The 24,650-nt window shown below is 61.7% G+C and carries 19 protein-coding genes and 1 tRNA gene; 11 read left to right on the forward strand and 9 right to left on the reverse strand.

Going from position 1 to position 24,650, the window contains the following annotated elements:
• Positions 1 to 103: 103 nt before the first annotated feature.
• The 3 genes from hemH to AMK02_RS18025 all read left to right on the forward strand — a co-directional run bounded on the left by hemH (position 104) and on the right by AMK02_RS18025 (position 2,790).
• Positions 104 to 1,138: a ferrochelatase gene (gene hemH, locus AMK02_RS18015; protein ID WP_064804911.1), complete on the forward strand. Its 1,035-nt coding sequence runs from the start codon at positions 104 to 106 to the stop codon at positions 1,136 to 1,138.
• Positions 1,139 to 1,299: 161 nt separating this feature from the next.
• Positions 1,300 to 2,331: an SPFH domain-containing protein gene (locus AMK02_RS18020; RefSeq protein WP_064806329.1), complete on the forward strand. Its 1,032-nt coding sequence runs from the start codon at positions 1,300 to 1,302 to the stop codon at positions 2,329 to 2,331.
• A gap of 3 nt (positions 2,332 to 2,334) precedes the next feature.
• Positions 2,335 to 2,790 carry an NfeD family protein gene (locus tag AMK02_RS18025; protein ID WP_064804913.1) on the forward strand — a complete coding sequence of 152 codons (456 nt, stop codon included), beginning with the start codon at positions 2,335 to 2,337 and terminating at the stop codon, positions 2,788 to 2,790.
• Here the strand turns inward: AMK02_RS18025 and AMK02_RS18030 are convergent, their stop codons facing one another.
• Entirely contained in the window at positions 2,791 to 3,786 is a 996-nt protein-coding gene (locus AMK02_RS18030; RefSeq protein ID WP_064804914.1) for a KpsF/GutQ family sugar-phosphate isomerase, read from the reverse strand.
• 140 nt (positions 3,787 to 3,926) lie between these two features.
• On the opposite strand from AMK02_RS18030, the gene AMK02_RS18035 reads away from it, so the two are divergent.
• Entirely contained in the window at positions 3,927 to 5,465 is a 1,539-nt protein-coding gene (locus AMK02_RS18035; RefSeq protein WP_064804916.1) for an outer membrane beta-barrel protein, read from the forward strand.
• A gap of 57 nt (positions 5,466 to 5,522) precedes the next feature.
• Here AMK02_RS18035 and galU read toward each other — a convergent pair whose 3' ends face one another.
• The gene (gene galU, locus AMK02_RS18040) at positions 5,523 to 6,410 is read right to left on the reverse strand and encodes a UTP--glucose-1-phosphate uridylyltransferase GalU (protein ID WP_064804918.1); all 888 of its coding nucleotides are present in this window, start codon (positions 6,408 to 6,410) and stop codon (positions 5,523 to 5,525) included.
• Between the two features lie 204 nt (positions 6,411 to 6,614).
• On the opposite strand from galU, the gene AMK02_RS18045 reads away from it, so the two are divergent.
• Both AMK02_RS18045 and AMK02_RS18050 read left to right on the forward strand, forming a co-directional pair.
• Positions 6,615 to 7,838: a lytic murein transglycosylase gene (locus AMK02_RS18045; RefSeq protein ID WP_064804920.1), complete on the forward strand. Its 1,224-nt coding sequence runs from the start codon at positions 6,615 to 6,617 to the stop codon at positions 7,836 to 7,838.
• Between the two features lie 91 nt (positions 7,839 to 7,929).
• Positions 7,930 to 9,162, forward strand: coding sequence for an SGNH/GDSL hydrolase family protein (locus AMK02_RS18050; protein ID WP_082929683.1), 1,233 nt, complete (start codon positions 7,930 to 7,932; stop codon positions 9,160 to 9,162).
• 24 nt (positions 9,163 to 9,186) lie between these two features.
• On the opposite strand, the gene AMK02_RS18055 is transcribed toward AMK02_RS18050, so the two are convergent.
• From AMK02_RS18055 to gltB, 3 genes are all read right to left on the reverse strand, one after another.
• Positions 9,187 to 9,813: a hypothetical protein gene (locus AMK02_RS18055; protein WP_064804924.1), complete on the reverse strand. Its 627-nt coding sequence runs from the start codon at positions 9,811 to 9,813 to the stop codon at positions 9,187 to 9,189.
• Between the two features lie 193 nt (positions 9,814 to 10,006).
• A complete protein-coding gene (locus AMK02_RS18060; RefSeq protein ID WP_064804925.1) occupies positions 10,007 to 11,461 on the reverse strand; it encodes a glutamate synthase subunit beta in 1,455 nt (484 codons plus the stop codon).
• A 224-nt stretch (positions 11,462 to 11,685) separates the two neighbouring features.
• Positions 11,686 to 16,407, reverse strand: a complete 4,722-nt coding sequence (gltB, locus tag AMK02_RS18065; protein ID WP_064806331.1) for a glutamate synthase large subunit — start codon at positions 16,405 to 16,407, stop codon at positions 11,686 to 11,688.
• Between the two features lie 544 nt (positions 16,408 to 16,951).
• Between gltB and AMK02_RS18070 the strand changes: the two genes are divergently transcribed.
• Positions 16,952 to 18,004, forward strand: a complete 1,053-nt coding sequence (locus tag AMK02_RS18070) for a threonine aldolase family protein (protein ID WP_064804927.1) — start codon at positions 16,952 to 16,954, stop codon at positions 18,002 to 18,004.
• A 47-nt stretch (positions 18,005 to 18,051) separates the two neighbouring features.
• Here the strand turns inward: AMK02_RS18070 and AMK02_RS18075 are convergent, their stop codons facing one another.
• Positions 18,052 to 18,906: a LysR substrate-binding domain-containing protein gene (locus tag AMK02_RS18075; RefSeq protein WP_064804929.1), complete on the reverse strand. Its 855-nt coding sequence runs from the start codon at positions 18,904 to 18,906 to the stop codon at positions 18,052 to 18,054.
• 92 nt (positions 18,907 to 18,998) lie between these two features.
• Here AMK02_RS18075 and AMK02_RS18080 point away from each other — a divergent pair, with 92 nt between their 5' ends.
• Complete coding sequence (locus AMK02_RS18080; protein ID WP_064804931.1) at positions 18,999 to 20,003, forward strand: bile acid:sodium symporter family protein; 1,005 nt, start codon at positions 18,999 to 19,001, stop codon at positions 20,001 to 20,003.
• 72 nt (positions 20,004 to 20,075) lie between these two features.
• Here AMK02_RS18080 and AMK02_RS18085 read toward each other — a convergent pair whose 3' ends face one another.
• On the reverse strand, positions 20,076 to 20,546 hold the full coding sequence (locus AMK02_RS18085) for an Hsp20 family protein (RefSeq protein WP_064804933.1): 471 nt from the start codon (positions 20,544 to 20,546) through the stop codon (positions 20,076 to 20,078).
• Between the two features lie 398 nt (positions 20,547 to 20,944).
• On the opposite strand from AMK02_RS18085, the gene AMK02_RS18090 reads away from it, so the two are divergent.
• Entirely contained in the window at positions 20,945 to 21,919 is a 975-nt protein-coding gene (locus tag AMK02_RS18090) for an alpha/beta fold hydrolase (protein ID WP_064804934.1), read from the forward strand.
• Positions 21,920 to 21,989: 70 nt separating this feature from the next.
• Here the strand turns inward: AMK02_RS18090 and hisN are convergent, their stop codons facing one another.
• Complete coding sequence (hisN, locus tag AMK02_RS18095) at positions 21,990 to 22,763, reverse strand: histidinol-phosphatase (RefSeq protein ID WP_064806333.1); 774 nt, start codon at positions 22,761 to 22,763, stop codon at positions 21,990 to 21,992.
• Positions 22,764 to 23,031: 268 nt separating this feature from the next.
• Entirely contained in the window at positions 23,032 to 23,913 is an 882-nt protein-coding gene (locus AMK02_RS18100; protein WP_064804936.1) for an N-formylglutamate amidohydrolase, read from the reverse strand.
• A gap of 188 nt (positions 23,914 to 24,101) precedes the next feature.
• On the opposite strand from AMK02_RS18100, the gene cpdR1 reads away from it, so the two are divergent.
• Both cpdR1 and AMK02_RS18110 read left to right on the forward strand, forming a co-directional pair.
• Entirely contained in the window at positions 24,102 to 24,464 is a 363-nt protein-coding gene (cpdR1, locus tag AMK02_RS18105) for a response regulator CpdR1 (RefSeq protein WP_003542883.1), read from the forward strand.
• Positions 24,465 to 24,548: 84 nt separating this feature from the next.
• Positions 24,549 to 24,623: transfer RNA gene (locus tag AMK02_RS18110), tRNA-Val, on the forward strand.
• Positions 24,624 to 24,650 lie beyond the last annotated feature (27 nt).

The following is a 24,650-nucleotide window of genomic DNA, read 5'->3' on the forward strand; positions in this document are numbered from 1 at the left end:
TCGGCCGGCTCGGGGTTTCCCGGGCCGGCTTTTCTTTCTATAGGGTGAACCATGTTCTCGAGGCTGCGTATCAGCCGACGAGACAACGACCGTTGGGGCCAGAATGACAGCAGATATTTCACTCCGTCCGGCAGATCATCCAGCCATCAAATCAGGCAAGATCGGCGTCCTGCTGGTCAATCTCGGCACGCCCGACGGCACCGACTACACCTCGATGCGCCGCTATCTCAAGGAGTTCCTGACCGATCGCCGCGTCATCGAATGGTCGCCCTGGAAATGGTATCCGATCCTCTTTGGCATCGTGCTCAACACCCGTCCGCAGAAGGTCGGCAAGGCTTACGAACTGATCTGGAACAAGGAGAAGAACGAAAGTTATCTCCGCACCTACACGCGCAACCAGTCGGAACTGATGGCCAAGCGCCTGCACGATCTTGCCAACGTCAAGGTCGACTGGGCGATGCGTTATGGCACGCCGTCGATCGCTTCACGCATCGAGACGCTGAAGGAGGAAGGCTGTGACCGCATCGTGCTCTTTCCGCTCTATCCGCAATATGCGGCAGCGACGACCGCGACCGTGAACGACAAGGCCTTCCAGAAGCTGCTCTCGATGCGCTGGCAGCCGGCGCTGCGTACCGTGCCGGACTATCATGACGACGAGACCTATATCGAGGCGCTCGCCCAGTCCGTCGAAAGGCATCTTGCGACGCTCGACTGGAAGCCGGACATGCTGCTCGCCTCCTTCCACGGCATCCCGATGTCCTATTTCAAGCAGGGGGACCCCTATTACTGTCAATGCCAAAAGACCGGCCGGCTCCTGCGCGAACGGCTCGGACTGACCCAGGAAAACTTCATGGTCACCTTCCAGTCCCGCTTCGGGCCGGAAGAATGGCTGCAACCCTACACCGACAAGACAGTGGAAAAGCTCGCTCACGACGGCATCAAGCGCATCGCCGTCATCAATCCCGGCTTCGTTTCCGACTGTCTGGAGACGCTGGAGGAAATCGCCGAACAGGCTGCCCATTCCTTCCACGAGAACGGCGGCGAGAAGTTTACGCATATCCCCTGCCTCAATGACGGCGAGGACGGCATGAAGGTGCTGGAAAAGGTCGTCCGCCGCGAATTGCAGGGCTGGGTCTGACAGACCTTCCCGCCCGCCGGTTCGCCCGAAGAATCTTGCCGAGACGCCACCTGCCTTTTCCCTCGGAGGTGGTGCATCCGTGGGTCATTTCTTCCGCGCGAAGAACATGCTAACTCACCACATCAGTGTATGGGCGCATGCGCCGATGGGAGGAATTCTTCATGCTGTTGGGCGGTTTCGATATCGTCGTGATCGTGCTGGTCATCTTCGTCATCCTGGTACTCTTTGCCGGGATCAAAACCGTGCCGCAGGGCTATCGCTACACCATTGAGCGCTTTGGCCGCTATACCCGCACGCTGGAGCCCGGCCTCAATCTCATCACCCCCTTTATCGAGCGTCTCGGCGCCCGCATGAACGTGATGGAGCAGGTGCTGAACGTGCCGACCCAGGAGGTGATCACCAAGGACAATGCCTCGGTTTCGGCCGATGCCGTCGCCTTCTTTCAGGTGCTGAATGCCGCCCAGGCCGCCTATCAGGTCTCCCACCTCGAAAACGCCATCCTCAACCTCACCATGACCAACATCCGCTCGGTCATGGGCTCCATGGATCTCGATGAACTGCTCTCCAACCGCGATGCGATCAACGACCGGCTGCTGCGCGTCGTCGACGAGGCGGTACAGCCCTGGGGCATCAAGGTCACCCGCGTCGAAATCAAGGACATCCAGCCGCCACGCGACCTCGTCGATGCGATGGCGCGCCAGATGAAGGCCGAGCGCGAAAAGCGCGCCCAGGTTCTCGAGGCCGAAGGCGCGCGCAATGCGCAGATCCTCAGGGCCGAAGGAGCCAAGCAATCGGCGATCCTCCAGGCAGAAGGCCAGCGCGAAGCCGCCTTCCGCAATGCCGAAGCCCGCGAGCGACTGGCCGAGGCCGAAGCCAAGGCGACGAAGATGGTCTCCGAAGCGATTGCCGCCGGTGACGTTCAGGCGATCAACTATTTCGTCGCCCAGAAATACACCGAAGCGCTCGCCTCGGTCGGCTCGGCGCCCAATTCCAAGATCGTGCTGATGCCGATGGAAGCCTCTTCCATCCTGAGCTCGCTCGGCGGCATCGGCGCCATCGCCCGCGAAGTCTTCGGTGACGCGGGCAATCCGCCACCGCCTCCCCCGCCGCGTCCGCGTCCCGCGCCGATCCGCTCTACGCCGCCAATCAATCCGCCGACCCCCAATCCTTTCAATCCGGATCAGGAGCGATAAGCCATGCTGGCGAAGATCATCGCGGAACTCGGCCCATGGAACTGGTGGGTTGCAGGCCTCGTGCTGCTCGCCGCCGAAATGATCGTGCCCGGTTTCTTCCTGGTCTGGATCGGCCTCGCGGCCTTGATCGTCGGCGCACTGTCGCTGCTCTTCTGGGACAGCGCCTTCTGGATCTGGGAAATCCAGGCGATCCTTTTTGCGCTTCTGGCCGTGGCCACGACCTTTGCCGGCCGCCGACTGACGCTGCGCAACGCCGAGACCGACGAGCCCTTCCTCAATCAGCGCGGCGCAAGTCTTGTCGGACGCACCGCCACGCTGCAGGAGCCGATCCGCGAGGGCCGCGGCCGCATCCGCCTCGACGATACGCTATGGCAGGTAATGGGGCCTGATTTGCCCGTTGGAACACAGGTGAAGGTGATCTCGTGTCACGGCCGCGACCTGCGGGTCGAACCGGTCTGATCAGGCGACGCCGATCCGCAGCAGGTCATGGAAGTGCACCAGCCCGATCGGCCGGCTGTCCTCGTCGATGACGATCAGGGCGCCAATGTGGTGCTGGTTGAGCAGCGCCAGGGCCGCCGTCGCCAGCATCGTCGGTTTCACCGTCTTCGGCGTCTTCGTCATGATGTCGTCGACGGCAAGATTGGCAAGATTGCGCGTCAGGTTGCGCGCCATGTCACCTTCGGTGACGATGCCGCAGAGCCGTCCGTTCTCGTCGAGCACACCGACGCAGCCGAAATGCTTGCGCGACAGCACCGTGATCGCCTCCGGCATCGGCGTGCCCTTGGCAACGAGCGGCAGCTTCTCGCCGATATGCATGATATCGGCGACATGCATCAGGCTCGCACCCAGCTTGCCGCCGGGATGGAAGACGTGGAAATCGGTGGCGGTAAAGCCCCGCGCCTCCAGAAGCGCCACCGCCAGGGCATCGCCGAGCGCAAGCTGCATCAGCGTCGACGTCGTCGGCGCCAAGCCGTTGGGGCAGGCCTCCTGCTCGTTCGGCACCAGAAGGACGATATCGGCGGCCGTAGCAAGCGAAGAACGTTCGCTGCAGGTGATTGCGATCAGCGGAATGGAGAAGCGCCGCGTGTAGGAGATGATGCTCTTGAGCTCGGCGCTCTCGCCGCCCTTGGAAATCGCCAAGACGACGTCATCGCGCGCGATCATGCCGAGATCGCCATGATTGGCTTCGGCCGCATGCACGAAAAAGGCGGGGGTGCCGGTCGAGGCGAATGTCGCCGCGAGCTTGGTACCGATATGGCCGCTCTTGCCGACGCCGGTAACGATGACCCGCCCGGAGATGTCGCCGATGATCTCGACGGCGCGGGTGAAAGGACCGGCCAGTCCGTTGTCAAAGGCCTGTTCGAGCGCTTCAAGACCGCGTTTCTCGGTCTCTATCGTGCGTTTTGCCGATTCGAGCACGCTGTTTTCAACGAGTTTGATCGCTCTTCTGTTCATGGAGATGCGTTAGACCTTTTCACTTTCCAAGTCCACCCCGCACCATTTCCGAATTGTGAACAGCGCCCGCCGCGAGCAACGAATGATTAACCACAAGGCTTTACCTTTGAGTAAGAACCGAAAGCATGTCAGGCGAGTGAATGGGCCAGCCAAAACAGACGAGCAGTGTGACGCCGCTCCGCGCGATGAGGCGTGTCGTCTGCTTTACTGCGTTCGGCACACTGCTGTTCGGCCAGACTGCGGCACTCGCACAGTCCGCCACGTTGCAGTCGGCGACCAGCCGCGCGGTATCCTCCGAGAACAATCGCGCGACGACCGGCGCGGCATCCGAAACCGGCCTCGATGACGAGAGCGACGGTTCGGCCACGCCGGCCGCAAACAGTGCGGCCGCAAACGCGGACGATGCCCAGAGGCCCGCCATACCGGACGCGCAATCCGGCGACGACATTACCGGCTCCATCCTCGATGAGGACATGCGCCGACTGAACACCCGTGAAGCGCGGATCGACGAGACGCCGCCGGTCCGCAGGGCTGGCGAAAGTGCCTCGACGGCAGAAACACCCGGCATTCCGATCGGCACCTTCGTGCTCCGTCCGAGCGTGACCCAAAGCATCAACACCGAGACCACCAAGGACGGCAATACCAGGCAGCGGCGCGCTTTCCTCGAAACGGACGCAGCCGCGACGCTCACCTCCGACTGGGGACGACACCAGCTGACCGTGACCTCGGAAGGCGCCTGGCAGAGGAATATCAGCGGCGAAGGCGAGGAGCAGCCGTCTTTCAAGGTCAACGGCCATCTCCGGCTGGACCTTCCCGACGACACGGTGGCGCACCTCACGGCCGGCTACAATTTCTACCGCGAGGATACGGACGATCCCGACGCCATCGCCGATGCCACACAGCAGTCCGATGTGCAGGAGTTCACCGCCGGCGCCTCCGTCCAGCGCGATTTCGGCATCCTGCGCGGCACGACGGCGCTGGCACTGAACCGTTCGATGTATTCCGACGCCACGCTTGCGAACGGCACGACCGTGGCGTTGAGCGATCGCAATCAGACGACCGGTACGTTGCGCGGTCGCGTCGGCTACGAGTTGTCGCCCGCGCTCATCCCCTTCATCGAGGCCACGATCGGCCGTACGATCTATGACGAGACGCGCGATTCCGCCGGTTACGAGCGTTCAGGCCACAGTTATGGCGCCAAGGCCGGCGTCGAAGTCGACCTCGGCGAAAAGCTGAAGGGTGAAGTCGGCGTCGGCTACGAAAGGGCGGATTTCGAAGACAGCCGGCTCGCCTCGATCGATACGGCCACGCTCGATGCGAGCCTGCTTTGGTCGCCGATCCGCGGCACCGACGTCAATCTCGACCTGCAGACGAGCATCCAGCCCTCGACCACCGCCGGCGAGAGCGGCTACGTCTCGCATGCGCTGACGACGACGGTCACCCACCAGCTGCGCGACAATCTGGTCGGAACCATGATCGGCGGCGTCATATGGCGCGATTATCCCACCGACAGCACCATCAACGACGAGCTCGTTTATACTGCGGCGACCGGCCTGACCTGGAACATCAACCGCTATCTCGATCTCACCAGCACGCTCGGCTACGAGCTGGCCACGCGCAAGGACGGCGACAACTCGCAGCAATTCCGCGCCGGCATCGGCCTCAAGCTGAAAAGATAAACGCCGCGCCTCCGGTGGGAGGCGCGGCGCTCGATCATTCATAGCTGTTCGCAAACCTTAATTCAGGCCGGCAAGCAATTCCTTGAAGCCGCCTTCGACCGACGGACGGATATCGGCGCGTTCGAGGGCGTAGGCGACATTGGCCAGGATGAAGCCATCCTTGGCGCCGCAGTCGTAGGTCGTGCCACGGAAATGGTAGCCGGCGAAATCCTGTTCCTTCAGCAGCTTCAGCATGCCGTCGGTAAGCTGGATTTCGTTGCCGGCGCCGCGCTCCTGGGTTTCGAGGATCCTGAAGATCTCAGGCTGCAGGATGTAGCGGCCGTTGATGAAGAAATTCGAGGGCGCTGTTCCCTTGGCAGGCTTTTCCACCATGCCGGTGATGCGGAAGCCTTCGCCGATCGCTTCGCCGACGCCGACGATACCGTATTTATGAGCCTGATCGGGGGCACATTCCTCGACGGCGATGATATTGCCGCCGCTCTGGCCGTAGAGGTCGATCATCCCCTTCATGCAGCCCTTGTCGCCCTTCATGATCATATCCGGCAGCAGCAGCGCAAAAGGTTCGTCGCCGACGATCTCGCGGGCGCACCATACGGCGTGACCGAGGCCGAGCGGTTCCTGCTGGCGGGTGAAGCTCACCGTGCCGGCCTTCGGCAATTGCTGGGCAAGAAGGGTTATCTCGGCCTTCTTGGCGCGTTCGCGCAGCGTCTGTTCCAGCTCGAAATGAATATCGAAATAATCTTCGATGACATGCTTGTTGCGTCCGGTGACGAAGACCAGATGCTCGATTCCTGCTTCCAGCGCCTCATCGACGACATATTGAATGATAGGCTTGTCGACAACGGTCAACATTTCCTTCGGAACAGCCTTCGTTGCCGGCAGGAAACGCGTTCCCAACCCTGCCACCGGAAAAACTGCCTTACGAACTTTATTGTGATGCGCCACACAGGCCTCCTGCTTTGACTAAATCGCCTTTTAAATAAAGCCGTTCACGTCTGACTAGTATAGAATTGCGACTGTTTTGCAATGGTGACCGCCGCGGGCCGCCATGGTAAAGAATTTGTTGACTCCGTTCCTGTAGTCTCGGGTCTGGGCGGACATGATGCCCCTGCTGCACCCAAAAACTGAAGATGACGGATACGACTGTCGATGATCCAGAATCACAAAAACTCCCTTCGTGGTCTTGCTCTCGCCCTCGTTGTCGCCACCCAGGTAGGGCTGGCCCCCGACAACGCGAAAGCCGATTCCCGGTTCCAGAAATGGATCGCGGATTTTTACCAAACAGCCGCTGAGAGTGGCATCAGTAAGGCAACCTATCAAAAGGCCTTTTCCGGTGTGAGCGAACCCGACCCGACCGTGCTCGAAAAGGCGGCCTATCAACCGGAATTCACCTCGAAGATCTGGGATTACATTGATTCCCGCGTTAATCCCTACACCGTCAGGATCGGCCGCGAAATGGCCGTCAAGCATGCGCGGACGCTCAATGCGATCGAGCAACGCTTCGGCGTCGACAAGACGATTCTGCTCGCGATCTGGTCGATGGAATCGAATTACGGCGCGATCCTCGACAAGGACGACCGGCTGCACTATGTGCCGCGCGCACTGGCAACCCTTGCCTACGCCGATCCGAGCCGGGCCAAATTCGCCAAGAAGCAGTTGGTTGCGGCGCTGAAAATCCTGCAGAGCGGCGATGTGCCGGCACGTCAGATGACCGGCTCCTGGGCGGGCGCCATGGGCCACACTCAGTTCATCCCGACAAGCTACCTGCTCTACGCTGTCGATGCCGACGGCAACGGCCATCGCGATATCTGGAATTCGGTGCCGGACGCGCTTGCGACCTCGGCCAATCTGCTGATGAAGAACGGCTGGGATACCGGCAAGACCTGGGGCTACGAGGTCGTCGTTCCCGCCGCAGCCGCCAAGCAGGCCGGCAAGACCCATACGCTCGCCCAATGGGCGGAGCTCGGCCTGAAACGGTCGAACGGCAAGGCCTTCCGCGACGGCGGCACCAAAGCCGTGCTGAAAATGCCGGCCGGAGCCGGCGGCCCCGGCTTTCTGATGACGGCAAACTTCTTCACCATCAAGAACTACAATGCGTCGGACAGCTACGCGCTTGCCGTCGGCCTGCTGGCCGACCAGATCGCCGGCTATGGCGGCATGCAGCAGCGCTGGCCGCGTCCCGACGGCGCGCTCGACATCACCGAGAAATTCGAGCTGCAAACTCGTCTCAAGACGCTCGGCTATTACAATGGCGAGGTTGACGGCAATTTCGGCTCGGGTTCGAAAGCGGCGATATCGGCCGTGCAGGAGCGCATCGGCATGCAGCCGGACGGCGAGCCCTCGCTGCCGCTTTTGAACGCACTTCGCCGCTAGGCGCGGACGCCGGACAATAATCTGATTGGAAGCGGCAGAACCGCGACCTAAATAGTAAGCGGAGTGGACGCTGGCCTGCCCTGCGTGCAAGATGCCGGCAGATGCGGAACTGCCTATGACGAAAACTGATCGAACTCCAATCCGCCGGCTCGCGCTCGCCTTGACGACGGCTGCGCTATGCTTCGGCGCGCTTGCACCCGTTCGTGTCGCCGAAGCCCAGGAGCAGCGCTATCAGCGTCGCTCGATTCTCGATTTCTTCCTGGGCCGGCGTTATCTCGACGACGAACCGCAGGCCCCTGATGTCCAGCAGCCGAGACGCCAGCAGCGCAAGCGCCCGCCGGCGCAGAAAGCCGTGATCAATACCCGCACCGCATCGCCTGTGCGGCCGCCCGTGCAGGAAGAGCCGGTCGTGCAGAAGCTTGGCGACGCCCGGAAAATCCTGATCGTCGGCGATTTCCTTGCCAGCGGCCTCGGCGACGGGCTTACCGCCGCCTTCGAAACCTCGCCGGGCGTCATCGTCGACGCCCGCGGCAACATTTCCTCGGGCCTTGTCCGCGACGACTATTACGACTGGCCGGAACAGTTGCCGAAGATGATCGACGAGCTGAAGCCGGCAATGGTCGTCGTCATGATCGGCGCCAATGACCGCCAGCAGATGGTGACCGACACCGCAAAGGAGAAGTTCCGCACCGATGGCTGGTTTGCCGAATATCGCAGCCGTGTCCTTTCTTTCGGCAAGGAAGTCACCAGCCGCAAGATACCGCTGCTCTGGGTCGGTCTTCCCGCCTTCGAATCCGATCAGATGACGGCCGATGCTGTCCAGATGAACCAGCTCTATCGCAAGCAGGTCGAGAGCATCGGCGGCGAATTCGTCGATATCTGGGATGGGTTCGTCGACGAAAACGGCACCTTCATCGTCACCGGTTCCGACGTGAACGGCCAGCAGGTGCGCCTGCGCACCTCCGACGGCATCAACCTTACGCAGGCCGGCCGGCGCAAGCTTGCCTTCTATGTGGAAAAGCCCGCCCGCCGGATTCTCGGCACCCAGGCAAGCCCCGATCTGGTGCGCCTCGATGAAAGCAATTTGCCAGGTCTCGGCCTTCCCACCAATCCGGTCGAGCACACCGTGCCGATCAGCCTCTCCGATCCCAATCTCGACGGCGGCGCCGAGCTCCTTGGCGCAAGGCCGCCACCGGTGACGCTGGCGAAATCACCGCGCGACCTCCTGGTCGAGCAGGGCGAGATGCCGCCGGCACCTGTCGGTCGCGTCGACGACTACCGCATGCCGGCAGCCAAGACGCCGGCCGAAGTCTCGGTGAAATGAAAAAGGCTACGCGAGGCGGCCTTCTTACGCCGCCTGTGGCCAGCTCAGATAATAGTAGTTCGAGCCGATCAGCCCGAAGAAGGCATTGCTGTCGTTCGTCTGGTCGACATAGCTGCCGTTCTCCTTGACAAAGGCGCCGTCGGAGCCGCGCTCCAGATGCGCATCGAGGAAATCGCTCCAGCCGCTGATATCGATCGCCTCGCCGGCTTTGCTTTCCGTGTCGGCCTCATCCGGATCATCGACGTCCCAGGCGGGGATCGACACGCCCTGCGTCGGATCGGAGATGATGAGCGTGCCTGCTTCGAGAGCAGCCAGCATGTCGTGAGCCTTGCCGCTTTCGCCTTCGGCCGCGGCCGCTTCCTGCAACTGCTGCTTCAGCATCGACATGAAGGAGGCGCTGGTCACATCGGCGCTTTCGCCAGTCGTGTCGGTTTCGTCTGAGGTGTCGTCCTTGGACGAAAGCGTGTCGAGCAGCCCCGACAGCGCCTGATTGGAGAGAAGCGACGGGGAACTCGAATCGAGTCCGTAGCTGCTCAGAATGCTTGCCGCCGACGAACTCTGCGTATCCTCCGAGCTTTCGTCGGAGCTACGAAGATTCTTCAAGGCGTATTGGGCCGAAACCATCCTGGTATTATCGAGTGCAGAAACCATTTGAATAATCCTTGTCGATCATTCGCGGCGGCTCCTCCTGAGCCCGCGTCAGGCATAAGCCTCACCGCCCGGCATTGCTTGAGGCTTGCGTCCCACCCAGGCGCGTCAAGCGGTCGCACCGGCAAAAAGAAGCAATAAAAAACTCCGCCGGAAAGGCGGAGTTCGTGTCTTCGTCAGCCTCTATGAGATGCGATCAGTTCGGCAGGACGGTCGAGCCCATCAACGCCTCGTCGATGGCGCGCGCTGCCTGGCGGCCTTCGCGGATCGCCCAGACCACCAGCGACTGGCCGCGGCGCACGTCGCCCGCCGTCCAGAGCTTGTCGACCGAGGTCTTGTAGTCGCGGTCGTTGGCGACGACGTTGGTCGAGCCGCGCTTGTCGGTGTTGAGCGTCAGCTTGCCTTCGAGTTCCTTCAGCACGCTTGTCGTGAACGGGCCGCGGAAACCGATGGCGATGAAGGCGAGATCGGCGCGGATGACAAATTCCGTGCCCGCAACCGGCCGCCGGCGCTCATCGACCTCACAGCATTTGACGCCTGTCAGCACACCGTCTTCGCCGATGAATTCGAGCGTCGCCACCTGGAATTCGCGGACGGCACCTTCGGCCTGCGAGGAGGAGGTGCGCATCTTCGTCGCCCAGAAGGGCCAGACGGCGAGCTTGTCTTCCTTCTCGGGCGGCTGCGGCCGGATGTCGAGCTGGGTGACCTTGACGGCGCCCTGGCGGAAGGCTGTGCCGACACAGTCCGAAGCCGTATCGCCGCCGCCGACGACGACCACATGTTTGGCGCCGGCCAGGATCGGATCCGAGGGCCAGCCGACGCTGTCGATATTCTCGCGTCCGACGCGACGGTTCTGCTGCACCAGATAGGGCATGGCATCATGCACGCCGGCAAGGTCGGTACCCGGAATGCCCGCCTCGCGCGGCGTTTCGGAGCCGCCGCAGTAAAGGACGGCGTCGTGGTCGGCCAGCAATTGTTCGATCTTGAGGTCGACGCCGACATTGACGCCGCAATGGAAGGTGACGCCCTCGCCCTTCATCTGCTCGACGCGGCGGTCGATGAAGTTCTTCTCCATCTTGAAATCCGGAATGCCGTAGCGCAGCAAGCCGCCCGGCTTGGTCTCGCGCTCATAGACATGCACCTCGTGGCCGGCGCGGCCGAGCTGCTGGGCGGCCGCCATGCCAGCGGGGCCGGAGCCGATGACCGCGACCTTCTTGCCGGTATGGACCGTCGCCGGCTGCGGCCGGATGAAACCGAGTTCATAGGCCTTGTCGGCAATCGCCTGCTCGACCGTCTTGATGGCGACGGGCGCATCCTCGAGATTCAAAGTGCAGGCTTCCTCGCAGGGGGCGGGGCAAACGCGGCCGGTGAACTCCGGGAAGTTGTTGGTCGAATGCAGGTTCTGGATCGCCGCTTCCCAGTTGTTGTTGTAGACGAGGTCGTTCCAGTCCGGAATCTGATTGTGAACCGGGCAGCCGGTCGGGCCGTGACAATAGGGAATGCCACAGTCCATGCAGCGCGCGGCCTGTTTCTGCACTTCCGGGTCCGACATCGGGATCGTGAACTCGCGGAAATGACGGATGCGATCCGACGCCGGCTGATACTTCGCCACCTGCCGGTCGATTTCCAGAAATCCTGTAACCTTACCCATGTCTTCGTCCCTTACCCTCATGACCGCCTCACCGCGGCCAGTTGTGTGTCGTCAGTCCCCGGAGTCCCGGGCGGGTTGCTTGTCTTGACCGTCATTGGAACAGATCTCCTGAAGGACAACGCGCGATCCCGACGGCCTTTCGCCGTCGTCATCGCTACGGGTCGTCGAGATGTTTCCGTCATCCGCCATCTGCAATCGGCAGGTGGCGGATGCTCCGGTTCAAATCATTCCGCGGCGATGCCCATCCTGCTACGCTCCATTTCCTCGAGCGCACGGCGGTATTCCACAGGCATGACCTTGCGGAACTTCGGACGGTAGTCGGCCCAGCTGTCGAGAATCTGCTTGGCGCGGGCCGAGCCCGTATAGTGCAGATGGTTGGAGATCAGCTGATAGAGGCGCTCCTCGTCGTGGCGCGTCATGTCGCCAGAGACGTCTACACGTCCCTTGTGCATGAGGTCGCCGCCATGATGATGCAGCTTCTCCAGCATATCGTCCTCCTCCGGCACCGGCTCGAGTTCGACCATCGCCATGTTGCAGCGGCTGGCGAAATCGCCGGCTTCATCGAGCACATAGGCGACGCCGCCCGACATGCCTGCCGCGAAATTGCGGCCGGTGGCGCCGAGCACGACGACGACACCGCCGGTCATATATTCGCAGCCATGGTCGCCGACGCCCTCGACAATGGCGATCGCACCCGAATTGCGCACGGCGAAACGTTCGCCCGCCACGCCGCGGAAGTAGCACTCGCCCTCGGTCGCACCGTAAAGCACGGTGTTGCCGACGATGATCGAGTTTTCGGCGACAATCCGCGAATTTTCCGGCGGCCGAATGATGATCTTGCCGCCCGAGAGCCCCTTGCCGACATAGTCGTTGCCGTCACCAATCAGGTTGAAGGTGACGCCGCGTGCCAGGAAGGCGCCGAAGCTCTGACCTGCCGTGCCGCGAAGGGTAACATTGATCGTGTCTTCCTTCAGCCCGCGATGGCGGAAGCGCTTGGCGACTTCGCCGGAGAGCATCGCTCCCGCCGAACGGTCGACGTTCTTGATGCCGACCTCGAAGGCGACAGGCGTCTTGTCCGTCAGCGCCGGTTGTGCCTGCTCGATCAGCACGCGGTCGAGAATGTCATCGATCGGGTGCTGCTGCCGGCTCGTCCAGAAGGTTTCCTCCTTGGCGGCATCGACCTTGTGGAAGATGCGGCTGAAGTCGAGACCCCTGGCCTTCCAATGCGCCAGCATCTCGTCCTTCTCCAGCAGTTCCGAAGCGCCGATGATCTCGTCGAGCCGGGTAAAGCCGAGCGAGGCGAGAATTTCGCGCACTTCGTTGGCGACGAAGAAGAAGTAGTTGATGACATGCTCCGGCGTGCCCTTGAAGCGCTTGCGCAGCACCGGATCCTGCGTCGCCACGCCGACCGGACAGGTGTTGAGATGGCACTTGCGCATCATGATGCAGCCGGCGGCAATCAGCGGCGCGGTGGCGAAACCGAACTCGTCGGCGCCGAGCAGCGCCCCGACGATGACGTCGCGGCCGGTCTTGAGGCCGCCGTCCACCTGCAGTGCAACACGCGAACGCAGACCGTTCAGCACCAGTGTCTGCTGGGTCTCGGCAAGACCGATTTCCCACGGGCTGCCGGCATGCTTGAGCGAGGTCAGCGGCGACGCACCCGTGCCGCCGTCGAAGCCGGCGACGGTGATATGATCGGCGCGCGCCTTGGCAACGCCCGCGGCAACCGTGCCGACGCCGACTTCGGAGACGAGCTTGACCGAGACGTCGGAGGTCGGGTTGACGTTCTTCAGATCGTAGATCAGCTGCGCCAGATCCTCGATCGAATAGATGTCGTGGTGCGGCGGCGGCGAGATCAGGCCGACACCCGGCGTCGAGTGACGGGTCTTGGCGACCGTCGCATCGACCTTGTGACCGGGCAGCTGGCCGCCTTCGCCGGGCTTGGCGCCCTGCGCCACCTTGATCTGCAGCACATCGGCATTGACCAGATATTCAGTCGTGACGCCGAAGCGGCCCGACGCGATCTGCTTGATCGCCGAACGTTCCGGGTTCATCGAACCATCCGAGAGCGGCATATAGCGGTCGGATTCCTCGCCGCCTTCGCCGGTGTTCGACTTGCCGCCGATCCGGTTCATGGCGATCGCCAGCGTCGTATGCGCCTCGCGGGAGATCGAGCCGAAGGACATCGCTCCCGTCGAGAACCGCCTGACGATATCGGCGGCCGGCTCGACCTCGTCGATCGATACCGGCTTGCGGCCGAGCGCCTCGGCGCTCTTGATGTTGAAGAGCCCACGGATCGTGTTCATGCGCAGCGCCGAATTGTTCACCATCTCGGCGAATTCGCGGTAGCGATCCTCGGCATTGCCGCGCACGGCATGCTGAAGAGCTGCGACCGCATCCGGTGTCCAGGCATGGCTTTCGCCGCGCATGCGATAGGCATATTCGCCGCCGATATCCAGCGTCGTCGCCAGCAGCGGATCCTTGCCGAAAGCGGCAGTATGTCGGGCGACGGTCTCTTCGGCGATCGCTTCGAGGCCGATGCCTTCAATCATCGTCGCGGTTCCGAAGAAATACTTGTCGACCAGGTCGGATGACAGGCCGATCGCATCGAAGATCTGCGCACCGCAATAGGACTGGTAGGTCGAGATGCCCATCTTCGACATGACCTTGAGGATACCTTTGCCGACTGCCTTGATGTAGCGGTAGACGATTTCCGAGGCATCCACTTCCTTCGGGAACTCGCCCTTGGCATGCATGTCGAGCAGCGTGTCGAAGGCGAGATAGGGATTGATCGCCTCGGCGCCGTAGCCGGCGAGCAGGCAGAAATGATGCACTTCGCGCGGTTCGCCGGTTTCGACGACGAGGCCGACCGAGGTGCGAAGCCCCTTGCGGATCAGGTGATGATGGACGGCAGCCGTTGCGAGCAGCGCCGGAATGGCAATTCTATCAGGTCCGATCTGGCGATCGGAGAGCACGATGATGTTGTAGCCGCCCTTGACGGCCGCTTCCGCGCGTTCGCAGAGTCGGTCGAGCATCTCAGGCATGCCGGCAGCGCCGCGCTCGATGTCATAGGTGAAATCGAGCGTCTTGGTATCGAAACGGTCTTCCGTATGGCCGATCGAGCGGATCTTTTCGAGATCGCCATTGGTCAGGATCGGCTGACGCACTTCGAGACGCTTGGCATTCGCCATGCCTTCATGGTCGAGAATGTTCGGACGCGGGCCGATGAACGAGACGAGGCTCATGACGAGCTCTTCGCGGATCGGATCGATCGGCGGGTTCGTCACCTGCGCGAAGTTCTGCTTGAAATAGGTGTAGAGCAGCTTCGGCTTTTCCGACATCGCCGAGATCGGCGTATCGGTGCCCATCGAACCGATCGCTTCCTGACCGGTCGTCGCCATCGGCGACATCAGGATCTTGGTGTCCTCGGTCGTGTAGCCAAAGGCCTGCTGGCGATCGAGCAACGATACGTCGCGGCGCAGCGCCCGCGGCTCCACCGGCTTCAGGTCTTCGAGGATGAGCTGGGTGCGGTCGAGCCAGCTGCGATAGGGATGCGCCGTCGCAAGCTGCGACTTCACCTCGTCATCGGAGATGATACGGCCTTCCTCCATGTCGATCAGCAGCATCTTGCCCGGCTGCAGGCGCCACTTCTGAATGATCTTCTCCTCCGGAACCGGCAGAACGCCAGCCTCGGACGCCATGATGACGCGGTCGTCATCGGTCACGAGGTAACGCGCCGGCCTGAGGCCGTTGCGGTCGAGCGTCGCGCCGATCTGCCTGCCGTCGGTGAAGGCGACCGCAGCCGGCCCGTCCCACGGCTCCATCAGCGCCGCATGATATTCGTAGAAGGCCTTGCGTTCGGCCGCCATCGACTGGTTGCCGGCCCAGGCCTCCGGGATCAGCATCATCACGGCATGCGCCAGCGAGTAGCCGCCGCGCACCAGGAATTCCAGCGCATTGTCGAAACAGGCCGTGTCCGACTGCCCCTCGTAGGAAATCGGCCAGAGCTTGGAAATATCTTCGCCGAACAGCGGCGAAGACACCGAGGCCTGTCGCGCCGCCATCCAGTTGACGTTGCCGCGCAGCGTGTTGATCTCGCCGTTATGGGCGACCATGCGATAGGGATGAGCGAGCTTCCACGACGGGAAGGTGTTGGTCGAGAAACGCTGGTGCACGAGGGCGACCGCGCTTTCGAAACGCGGGTCCGACAGGTCCTTATAATAGGCGCCGACCTGATAGGCCAGGAACATGCCCTTGTAGACCACCGTCGCCGACGACAGGGACACCGGATAGAAATTGCTCTCTTCGCCTTCGAACTCGTCATAGATGCGGTTGGAGATCACCTTGCGCAGCGTGAATAGCCGGCGCTCGAACTCGTCATTGTTCTCGGCATCCTCACCGGCGCCGATGAAGACCTGCACGTGATGCGGCTCGGTCGCGGCGATATCGGGTGCCTTTGACAGAGAGGAATTGTCGACCGGCACGTCGCGAAAGCCGATCAGGACCTGGCCTTCCTCTTCAATGACGTCCTTGATCACCTTCTTGAAGTGCTCGATCTGCTTTTCATTACGCGGCATGAAGATGTGACCGACGCCATATTCGCCGGCAGGCGGCAGGGTGATCCCCTGCCCGGCCATCTCCTCACGGAAGAAGCGGTCGGGAATCTGCACCAGGATACCGGCGCCGTCACCCATCAGCGGATCGGCGCCGACGGCGCCGCGGTGCGTCAGGTTCTCAAGAATGAACAAGCCGTCCTTGACGATCTGGTGCGACTTCTCGCCCTTCATATGCGCGACAAAACCGACGCCGCAGGCATCATGCTCGTTGCGGGGATCATAAAGGCCCTGCTTCTTCGGCAGGCCGGAGGCGGATTTGGACATATTGGCCGTCGCGCGCGTCTTAGCAGCGGCAAATCGGTCAAATTCCATGGATGGCGTCTTCGTCATCGTCTTTCCTCCTGTCGAAACCCGCGGGGCCGCGGGCGGCTTTTTCGTCGCGCGCCGCAACCCGAAGATAGGTTCGGCGCATGACAGCGCTGTTGCATTGTGAAGATCGCCGCAGACATCTGCTTCAAAGGAAAGCAAACCGTCGCGTCCCGCGCCTGCCATTCGCCTCCGCGCGCCGCCCGTCCTGGGGCTTGGCGCTCGGAAGAACTATAGCGTGAAAGCGGGCCTGTTCCAGGGCTTTCGGCGCTTCTTCGGCCGCAAAGGCCAAAATAGGACAGCAACACTGTCCTAATTCATCTGTTCTATGCCAGAAAGCCTTTGGCTTCGCAAGTGCGCCACGGCAAAAATCGTCATTTTGCGAAGGAAGATTACCAAATCGATCGCAACCACGAAATAAAATTACGCGAAGGAGGGACATTTTATTAATTGATTGCGCCGTTCAATTTTCGTGATGGATTATGGGCAATAGCCTTGATCCCGTAAAAGATTGCCGTAATGTCCGCTGCGAACCTTCCAACCTGTTTCGCTCCCCACGGTCCGCGCTATGTTCTTTGCTTCCGATAATTGGGCCGGCGCCCACAGATCCATCGCCGAACGCCTGCTGAAGGAATCGGCCGGTTTTGCTCCGGCTTATGGTGCCGGCGATCTCGATAAAAAAGTCGAGGCCCGCTTCTGCGAAATCTTCGAACGGGAGGTGTCCGTCTTCTTCGTCGCCACCGGCACGGCCGCCAATTCCCTGTCCCTGGCAAGCGTCCAGCGCCCGGGCGGCATTACTTTCTGCCATTCCGAGGCCCATGTAATCGAAGATGAATGCGGCGCGCCGGAATTCTTCTCCGGCGCCGCCCGCCTCGTTGCCGTCGACGGCGAATCCGGCAAGATTGATCCGGCCAGACTTTCGGCAAAGATCGCCCACTTCCCCGAGGACGCCCTCCGTCATGGCCGCGCCAGCGCTGTGACCATCACCCAGTCGACCGAGATCGGCACCGTCTACTCACTGCCGGAGATCGGCGAGATCGCCGCCATATCGAGAAAGCGCAATCTGCCGCTCCACATGGATGGCGCCCGCTTCACCAATGCGCTGATCGCACTCGATGCCACCCCGGCGGAGATGACCTGGAAGCGCGGCGTCGACATGCTGTCCTTCGGCGGCACCAAGAACGGCTGCTGGTGCGCGGAGGCGATCATCTTTTTCGATCCGGAGCGGGCTCGGGAGATGCCCTTCATCCGCAAGCGCGCCGCCCAGCTCTTCTCCAAGTCGCGTTTCATCGCCGCCCAGTTCGACGCCTATTTCGAAAATGGCCTCTGGCTCGATCTCGCCCGCCATTCGAACGCCATGGCAGACCGGCTGCGCGCCGGTATTGCCGCCAGTAGCGCCGGGCGCCTCGCCTGGTGGACCGCGACCAACGAGGTCTTTGCCGTCATCAGCAAGAGTGCTGCAAGAACTGCAGAGGAAAAGGGCGCAAAATTCTACGAATGGCCGGTGCCTGCGGCAACGTCGGAACTCGTTTCCGAAAGCGAAACCCTGATCCGCCTCGTCACCAGCTTCGCGACGACGGTGGCCGACGTGGATGGTTTCCTGAGGTGCCTGACCGCCTGATCGCTGACCAGAAGGATTTCCAGCCGGCTCCTCCGTGACGGCGATGGTCATGCCGACCTCAGCCGCCTCACCTTTTGCAGAATATCGTCGGAGAGTGCCGAGACCAGCGCCTGATCCGCACCCTTGCGCGGCACCAATACGAATTCCACATCCTCGAGCACCGGCAATTTTCCCGCAGCAATTTCTTTCAGTCCGGAGGGAGCCATACTGCGCGGCTGCACCAGCACGCCCATTCCGGCCCGCGCCGCCGCCGTCAGTCCGCTCAGGCTGCCGCAAGTGCAGACGATCCGCCACGGCACCCCATTGCGCCCAAGTGCTTCCAGGGCGATCGCCCGCGTCACGCTCGGCGGTGGAAAAGCGATCAGTGGCAATGGGCCGGAGGCGAGCACTCGTTCAGGATCGCGCGCCAGCCAGACGAGCGGCTCGCCATAGACAAGCTTTCCGCGCGCATCGCCAAGCCGGCGCTTGGCGAGCACCAGATCGATTTCGCCATTGTCCTGCATCTCATAAAGCACGCCTGAAAGCGCCACCGTCAGTTCCAGGTCGACGGACGGATGCGAGCGAACGAAATCCTCCAGCACCGCCGGCAGCTGGCTGGTGACGAAATCCTCCGACACGCCGAGCCGGAGGCTGCCGCGCAGGCTGTTGCTCTTGAACAGCGCCTGCACTTGCCCCTCGATCGAAAGCATGGCGCGCGCATGCGAAAGCAGCGCCTCGCCGTCACCGGTGAGCGTCACCTTATGCGTGTCGCGCGCGAGCAGCTTGCGTTCGAGCGCCGCCTCCAGCCGCTGAATATGCTGGCTGACCGTCGATTGCCCGAGGCCCAGCCTTTCCGCGGCAAGCGTGAAGCTACCCATCTGTTCGACGGCGACGAAACTGCGCAACTGCGAGAGGTCCAGCATAGAAAATCCAGTGTCTTGATAACTGTTATTTCTTGCATCCTGGATCATAATGGACGACAGAACAATGGTTGCCTTATTGCTGCGAGACCGTCATGCGCCGCTTTCTGCCAGATACGTTCACGATCCTGCTCGTCTGCACCGTCATCCTCGCCTCCCTGTTTCCGGCGAGCGGCAGTTTTGCGGATTATTTCGGCATCGCCACCGATATTGCCATCGCGGCTTTGTTTTTCCTGCACGGCGCGCGCCTTTCTCGTGACGTCGTCATTGCTGGTCTGCTGCACTGGCGGCTGCATCTGATCATCCTGCTGACGACCTTCGGCATCTTCCCGCTGCTCGGGCTCGGGCTCGGCTTCATCCCCGACGCGATCCTGCCACGGCCGCTTTATCTCGGCATTCTCTTCCTCTGCGTGCTGCCGTCGACGGTGCAGTCGTCGATCGCCTTCACCTCGATGGCCGGCGGCAACGTGCCCGCCGCGATCTGCTCGGCCTCAGCCTCGAACATTTTCGGCATGTTCCTGACGCCACTGCTGGTCGGCCTGCTCTTTTCCGTCGGCGGCCATGGCGGCTTCTCCTTCGACGCGCTTCAGCAGATCCTGCTGCAGCTGCTTGCCCCCTTTATCGTTGGCCAGATCCTGCAGCCCTGGATCGGCGATTGGATTCGCGCCAAGAAGAAAATTCTGATGCCGGTCGACCGCGGTTCGATCCTAATGGTGGTCTATCTCGCCTTCTCGACGGCGATCGTCGAAGGACTGTGGCACACTTTCTCGATTGCCGACATTGCCGTTGTCGTCGTCGCCGACGTCGTGCTTCTGGCGTTTGTGCTTGTTTTGACGATGTTCGGCAGCCGCTGGCTGGGCTTCGACAAGTCTGACGAGATCACCATCACCTTCTGCGGCTCGAAGAAGAGCCTGGCAAGCGGCGTGCCGATGGCAAACGTCATCTTCGCCGGCCAATCGATTGGTGCGATCGTGCTTCCCCTGATGCTCTTCCACCAGATTCAGCTGATGGTCTGCGCCGTCATCGCTCAGAAATATGCCGCAGCGGCAGCCCGGCGCGTAACGGAACAGCAGATGAAGGATGCCGCCAGCCCGGCCTGAACAATAAGATGAACGGCAATAAAAAACGGCGCCCCGATCGGAGCGCCGTCCATTGTCCCTGAGGAATAGCTGTTAATCGTTGATGACCTGCGCCTCGATTGCCTTCGGAGCCTCGACCGGCTCGGCGGCAATCGTGATCTTGCGGGGCTTCATAGCCTCGGGAATGTTGCGCAGAAGATCGATGTGAAGCAGGCCGTTCTTCAGCGAAGCTGCGTTCACCTCGACATGGTCGGCGAGCTGGAAGCGGCGCTCGAAGGCGCGCTTGGCAATGCCGCGATAGAGGAATTCGCCCCCTTCGGCGGTATCCTCGTTCTTTTCACCCTTCACGGACAGCACATGGGCATGGGCTTCGATCGAAAGTTCGGTCTCGTCGAAACCGGCGACCGCCATGGTGATGCGATAGGTGTTTTCACCGGTGCGCTCGATATTATAGGGCGGATAGGTCTGCGCCTGCTCCGGCTGAGCAAGGCTGTCGAGCATGGTGAAGAGCCGGTCGAAACCGACCGTCGAACGATAAAGGGGAGAGAAGTCTACGTGACGCATGATGTCCTCCTAGGGAAGCGACGTGTTGCGATAAAATGCCCTGAAACCCCATCTTGGCGGTCTCGGGACGGTTGCGCGGGCCCTTTTGGCACCCGCAGGATGGAGATGGTGATGCGATTCGGGGAGTTCAAGACCTTTCGAAATCCCCTCGACCGGCCGTGAACCGCGCGTGAACGGCCGGTTCGGTAGGCGTTCAGACATGCCTGCCTAGAAATGACGATGTCGGGTGACACTGGCCCCGATGGCTGAAGTGCATCGTCCCTTCTTCTTCAGTCTAAACTTGGGCCGGCCGCGAGCGCCCTCACGCTTCCGCCGGCCCTTTTTCCCCCGCTTTCCAAGCCGGGCGCCATGCGCTATCCCTGATAGGGAAGCATTCAGCAGCGGCGCATTGGCAAGTCATGGATCAGGTTCTCTATTCGACGCCCGACAATCCTGCCCCGGAAAACCGCACCGAAGGGTTCTTCGAAACCCATGACGGCCACCGGCTGCGTTACGCCGTTTTCCGTTCTGGCGCCCAGGTCGCCAAGGGCACGGTCGTCATCATCCATGGCCGCAACGAATATATCGAAAAATATTTCGAGACGATCCGAGACCTGACAAGCAAGGGCCTCTGGGTCGCGACCTTCGACCTGCGTGGTCAGGGCGGTTCGTCGCGGCTCCTCAAGCGCCGCAATCACGGCCATATCCGCCGCTTTTCCGATTACGAGCGCGACCTCGACACCTTCCTCGAAAAGATAGTGCTGCCGGACACCCGACTGCCCTTCTACCTGCTCGGTCATTCCACCGGCGGCCTGATTGCGCTGTCGGCCGCCCCCTATCTCACCACCCGCATCGACCGCATGGTGCTATCGGCTCCCTTCATCGGCCTGACCGGCCAGTCGGCCTCGCCCCGCGTCATCCGCACCCTCGCCGGCGCGCTGACGGCCGCCGGCCTCGGCTTCATGCCGCTGACCTCGAAGCTGAAGGAGCCGGATTTCCGCGACAATCCGTTGACCTCGGACGAAACCCGCTTCGAGCGCAATGTTGCGATGATGAAGGCCCATCCGGAACTGACGCTCGGGCCGCCGACGGCCCGCTGGCTGAGTGAAGCCTTCCGGACCATGGACCGGGTCACCTCGCCCAACCACCTCTTCTCGATCACCATCCCGACCATCGTCATCGCCCCGACACGTGACGGCGTGGTGCCCTACACGGCACAGGAGCGGCTCTCGCGTTATTTCCGCGCCGGCCAGCTGGTGCCGATCAACGGCGCCCGCCATGAGATCCTCCAGGAACGGGATATCTATCGTGCCGCGGCGCTGGCGGCGTTCCACGCCTTCATTCCCGGCAGCGATGCCGAGGAAAACCATGATGTCGCCGCCCTCGGCACCTGAGCCGGATCAACCGAGCCGCCAGCAGAATCGGCCTTGCCGACCCGGGGCATCGGCTTTGCCGAGCCCGGGTTCAGCGCTGCAGGATGGCGATTGCCTGCTCGTAGACCGCGCGGCTGCCGGCGGCGATGATCGAGCCGCCGTTTTCAGGGCGTCCGCCGTCCCAGGTGGTGATGATGCCGCCCGCCCCCTCGATGACGGGAATGATGCCGCCGACGTCATAGGGTTTCAGTCCGTTTTCGATGACGAGATCGATATGGCCGGCGGCAAGCAGCGCATAGGCATAGCAGTCGCATCCATAGCGGAAGAGCCGCACCTGATCCTCGATCTCGCGGTATTTCTCCATCTCCCCGCCGGCGAAGAGATGTGGCGAGGTCGTGAACAGAATGGCGCTCGAAAGCGCCTCGCACTGGCGGGTCACCAGCCGCCTTTCACCCTCCGGGCCGGTATAGATCGAGCCGTTCTCGTCGGCGAAATAACGTTCGCCGGTAAAGGGCTGCTCGATCATGCCCATGATCGCCCGGCCTTCCTTCTGCAGACCGATCAGCGTTCCCCAGACCGGCACGCCCGATATGAAGGCGCGCGTGCCGTCGATCGGATCGATCACCCAGACATAGTCCCGGTCGAGCCCGACATCGCCGTGCTCCTCGCCGAGAATGCCGTGGTCGGGGAAATTCTCCTCGATCAGCGCGCGGATGGCGAGCTCGGCCGCCCGATCGCCCTCCGTCACCGGATCGAAGCCGGAAGAAAGTTTGTTCGTGACGTCGAGGCCGGATCGGAAGCGGGGCAGCGTCTCGGCGCGGGCGACCTCTGCCAGACGATTGAAGAATGAACGGTCAGGAAGCATGGTGACACCGTTTGGCTGGCGGGAATGCGCTTTCATAGCGAAAACGAGCGGGAATGCAAACGAAGCGGGCAACTTCAGGCGAATTGCCCAAAGATATCGCAGCGCAATATATTGCTTGACATTTGTGCAACGCAATAGTAGCGTCATCATTACAGTCTTCTGACTGTAAATACCCTCCTTGGGTGTTTCCTCCCTAGACTTAGCCGCGCTGACAAGCGCGGTTTTTTTTGGCCTGGGGAGGCAAGCGGAGAATCAGGAAATTGCAGATTTACTCGGCGGCCAGCGCCCGGTCACCGGCGAACTTTTCGACGTAATCCGCCATCTGCTGCATGAAGGCCGTGACGGCCTCGGCCACCGCGGCAAAATCCTCGCGCTTCTCCAGCGTCACCTCGTCGACATAGATCGCCCGGTTCACCTCGATCTGCAATGCATGCAGGCCGCGCGAGGGGCGGCCGTAATGTTCGGTGATGAAACCGCCGGCATAGGGCTTGTTGCGGATCGCCGCAAAGCCCATTTCCTCAAGGATAGCGATGGCGGCGCGCGAAAGTTCGGCCGAAGCGCTGGTGCCGTAGCGATCGCCGATAATGAAATCGGGCCGTCCGGTGCAGCCGGCGACCCGCACATTGCCGGGCATCGAATGGCAATCGATCAGCACGCCGAAGCCGAACTGCACATGGGTGCGGGCAATCAGTCGGCGCAGCGCCGCATGGTAAGGCTTGTAGACCGCTTCGACCCGATCCAGCCCCTCCTGCACCGGCAGGCGCCGCGCATAGATCTCCATATTCTCGGCAACGATGCGCGGAATGGTGCCGAGCCCGCCGGCGACCCTCAGCGAATTGACATTGGCATAGGGCGGCAGCAGCCCGTCGAACATCCTGGGATCGAGCTCGTAGGGCTCGCGGTTGACGTCGAGATAGGCGCGCGGAAAGTTGGCGGCGAGCAGTGGCGCGCCCAGTTCGACAGCCGAGCCGAACAGCTCATCGACGTAATGATCCTCGGAACGGCGGATGGCGATGCCTTCGAGCCTCGATTGCGCGATGAATTCCGGTGGATAAATGCGGCCGCTATGCGGGGAGTTGTAGACGAAGGGAATGGTCTGCGACACGGGCTCATGAACCTCAAAAAGCTCGTATTCGCGGATTTCCGGCACTTTCGGCCCTCTTTACCATGTCCTGAACTGACTGCTTCGTTCATGTTGCCAGTTGCCCGCCCTCAAGTCCATACTATGTAGAAGGGATGACCATCACGCACAGGCAATTCACCGGTTGTTTACCGGGCAAAGACTAGTGTAGACGGCTGGCAGCCCACCCAAAACCTATTGATTAGCGGTCTGGATTGATGACTCAGAAGATACTTCTCGCCGAAGACGACAATGATATGCGCCGTTTCCTGGTGAAAGCGCTCGAAAAGGCCGGCTACAAGGTCCTTTCTTACGACAATGGCGCCAGCGCCTACGACCGGCTGCGCGAGGAGCCGTTTTCCCTGCTGCTGACCGATATCGTCATGCCCGAAATGGACGGCATCGAGCTGGCGCGCCGCGCCACCGAACTCGATCCCGATCTGAAGGTGATGTTCATCACCGGTTTTGCCGCCGTGGCGCTCAACCCCGATTCGAAGGCGCCGAAGGATGCCAAGGTCCTTTCCAAGCCTTTCCACCTGCGCGACCTCGTCGACGAGGTCAATAAAATGCTTGCCGCGTAAGGCTTGTCGGGCGGCGCGTCACAAAACTGAAAAAAGCCTATTGACGGCTCTGAAGGTTTTGTGATCTATGCGCCGCCATCGGATGGGCGTGTAGCTCAGCGGGAGAGCACTACGTTGACATCGTAGGGGTCACAGGTTCAATCCCTGTCACGCCCACCATCCTAATTCGCTGAAAAGCAAAGGCCT

The organism is Rhizobium sp. N731 (assembly GCF_001664145.1).
Classification (GTDB): Bacteria; Pseudomonadota; Alphaproteobacteria; order Rhizobiales; family Rhizobiaceae; genus Rhizobium; species Rhizobium esperanzae.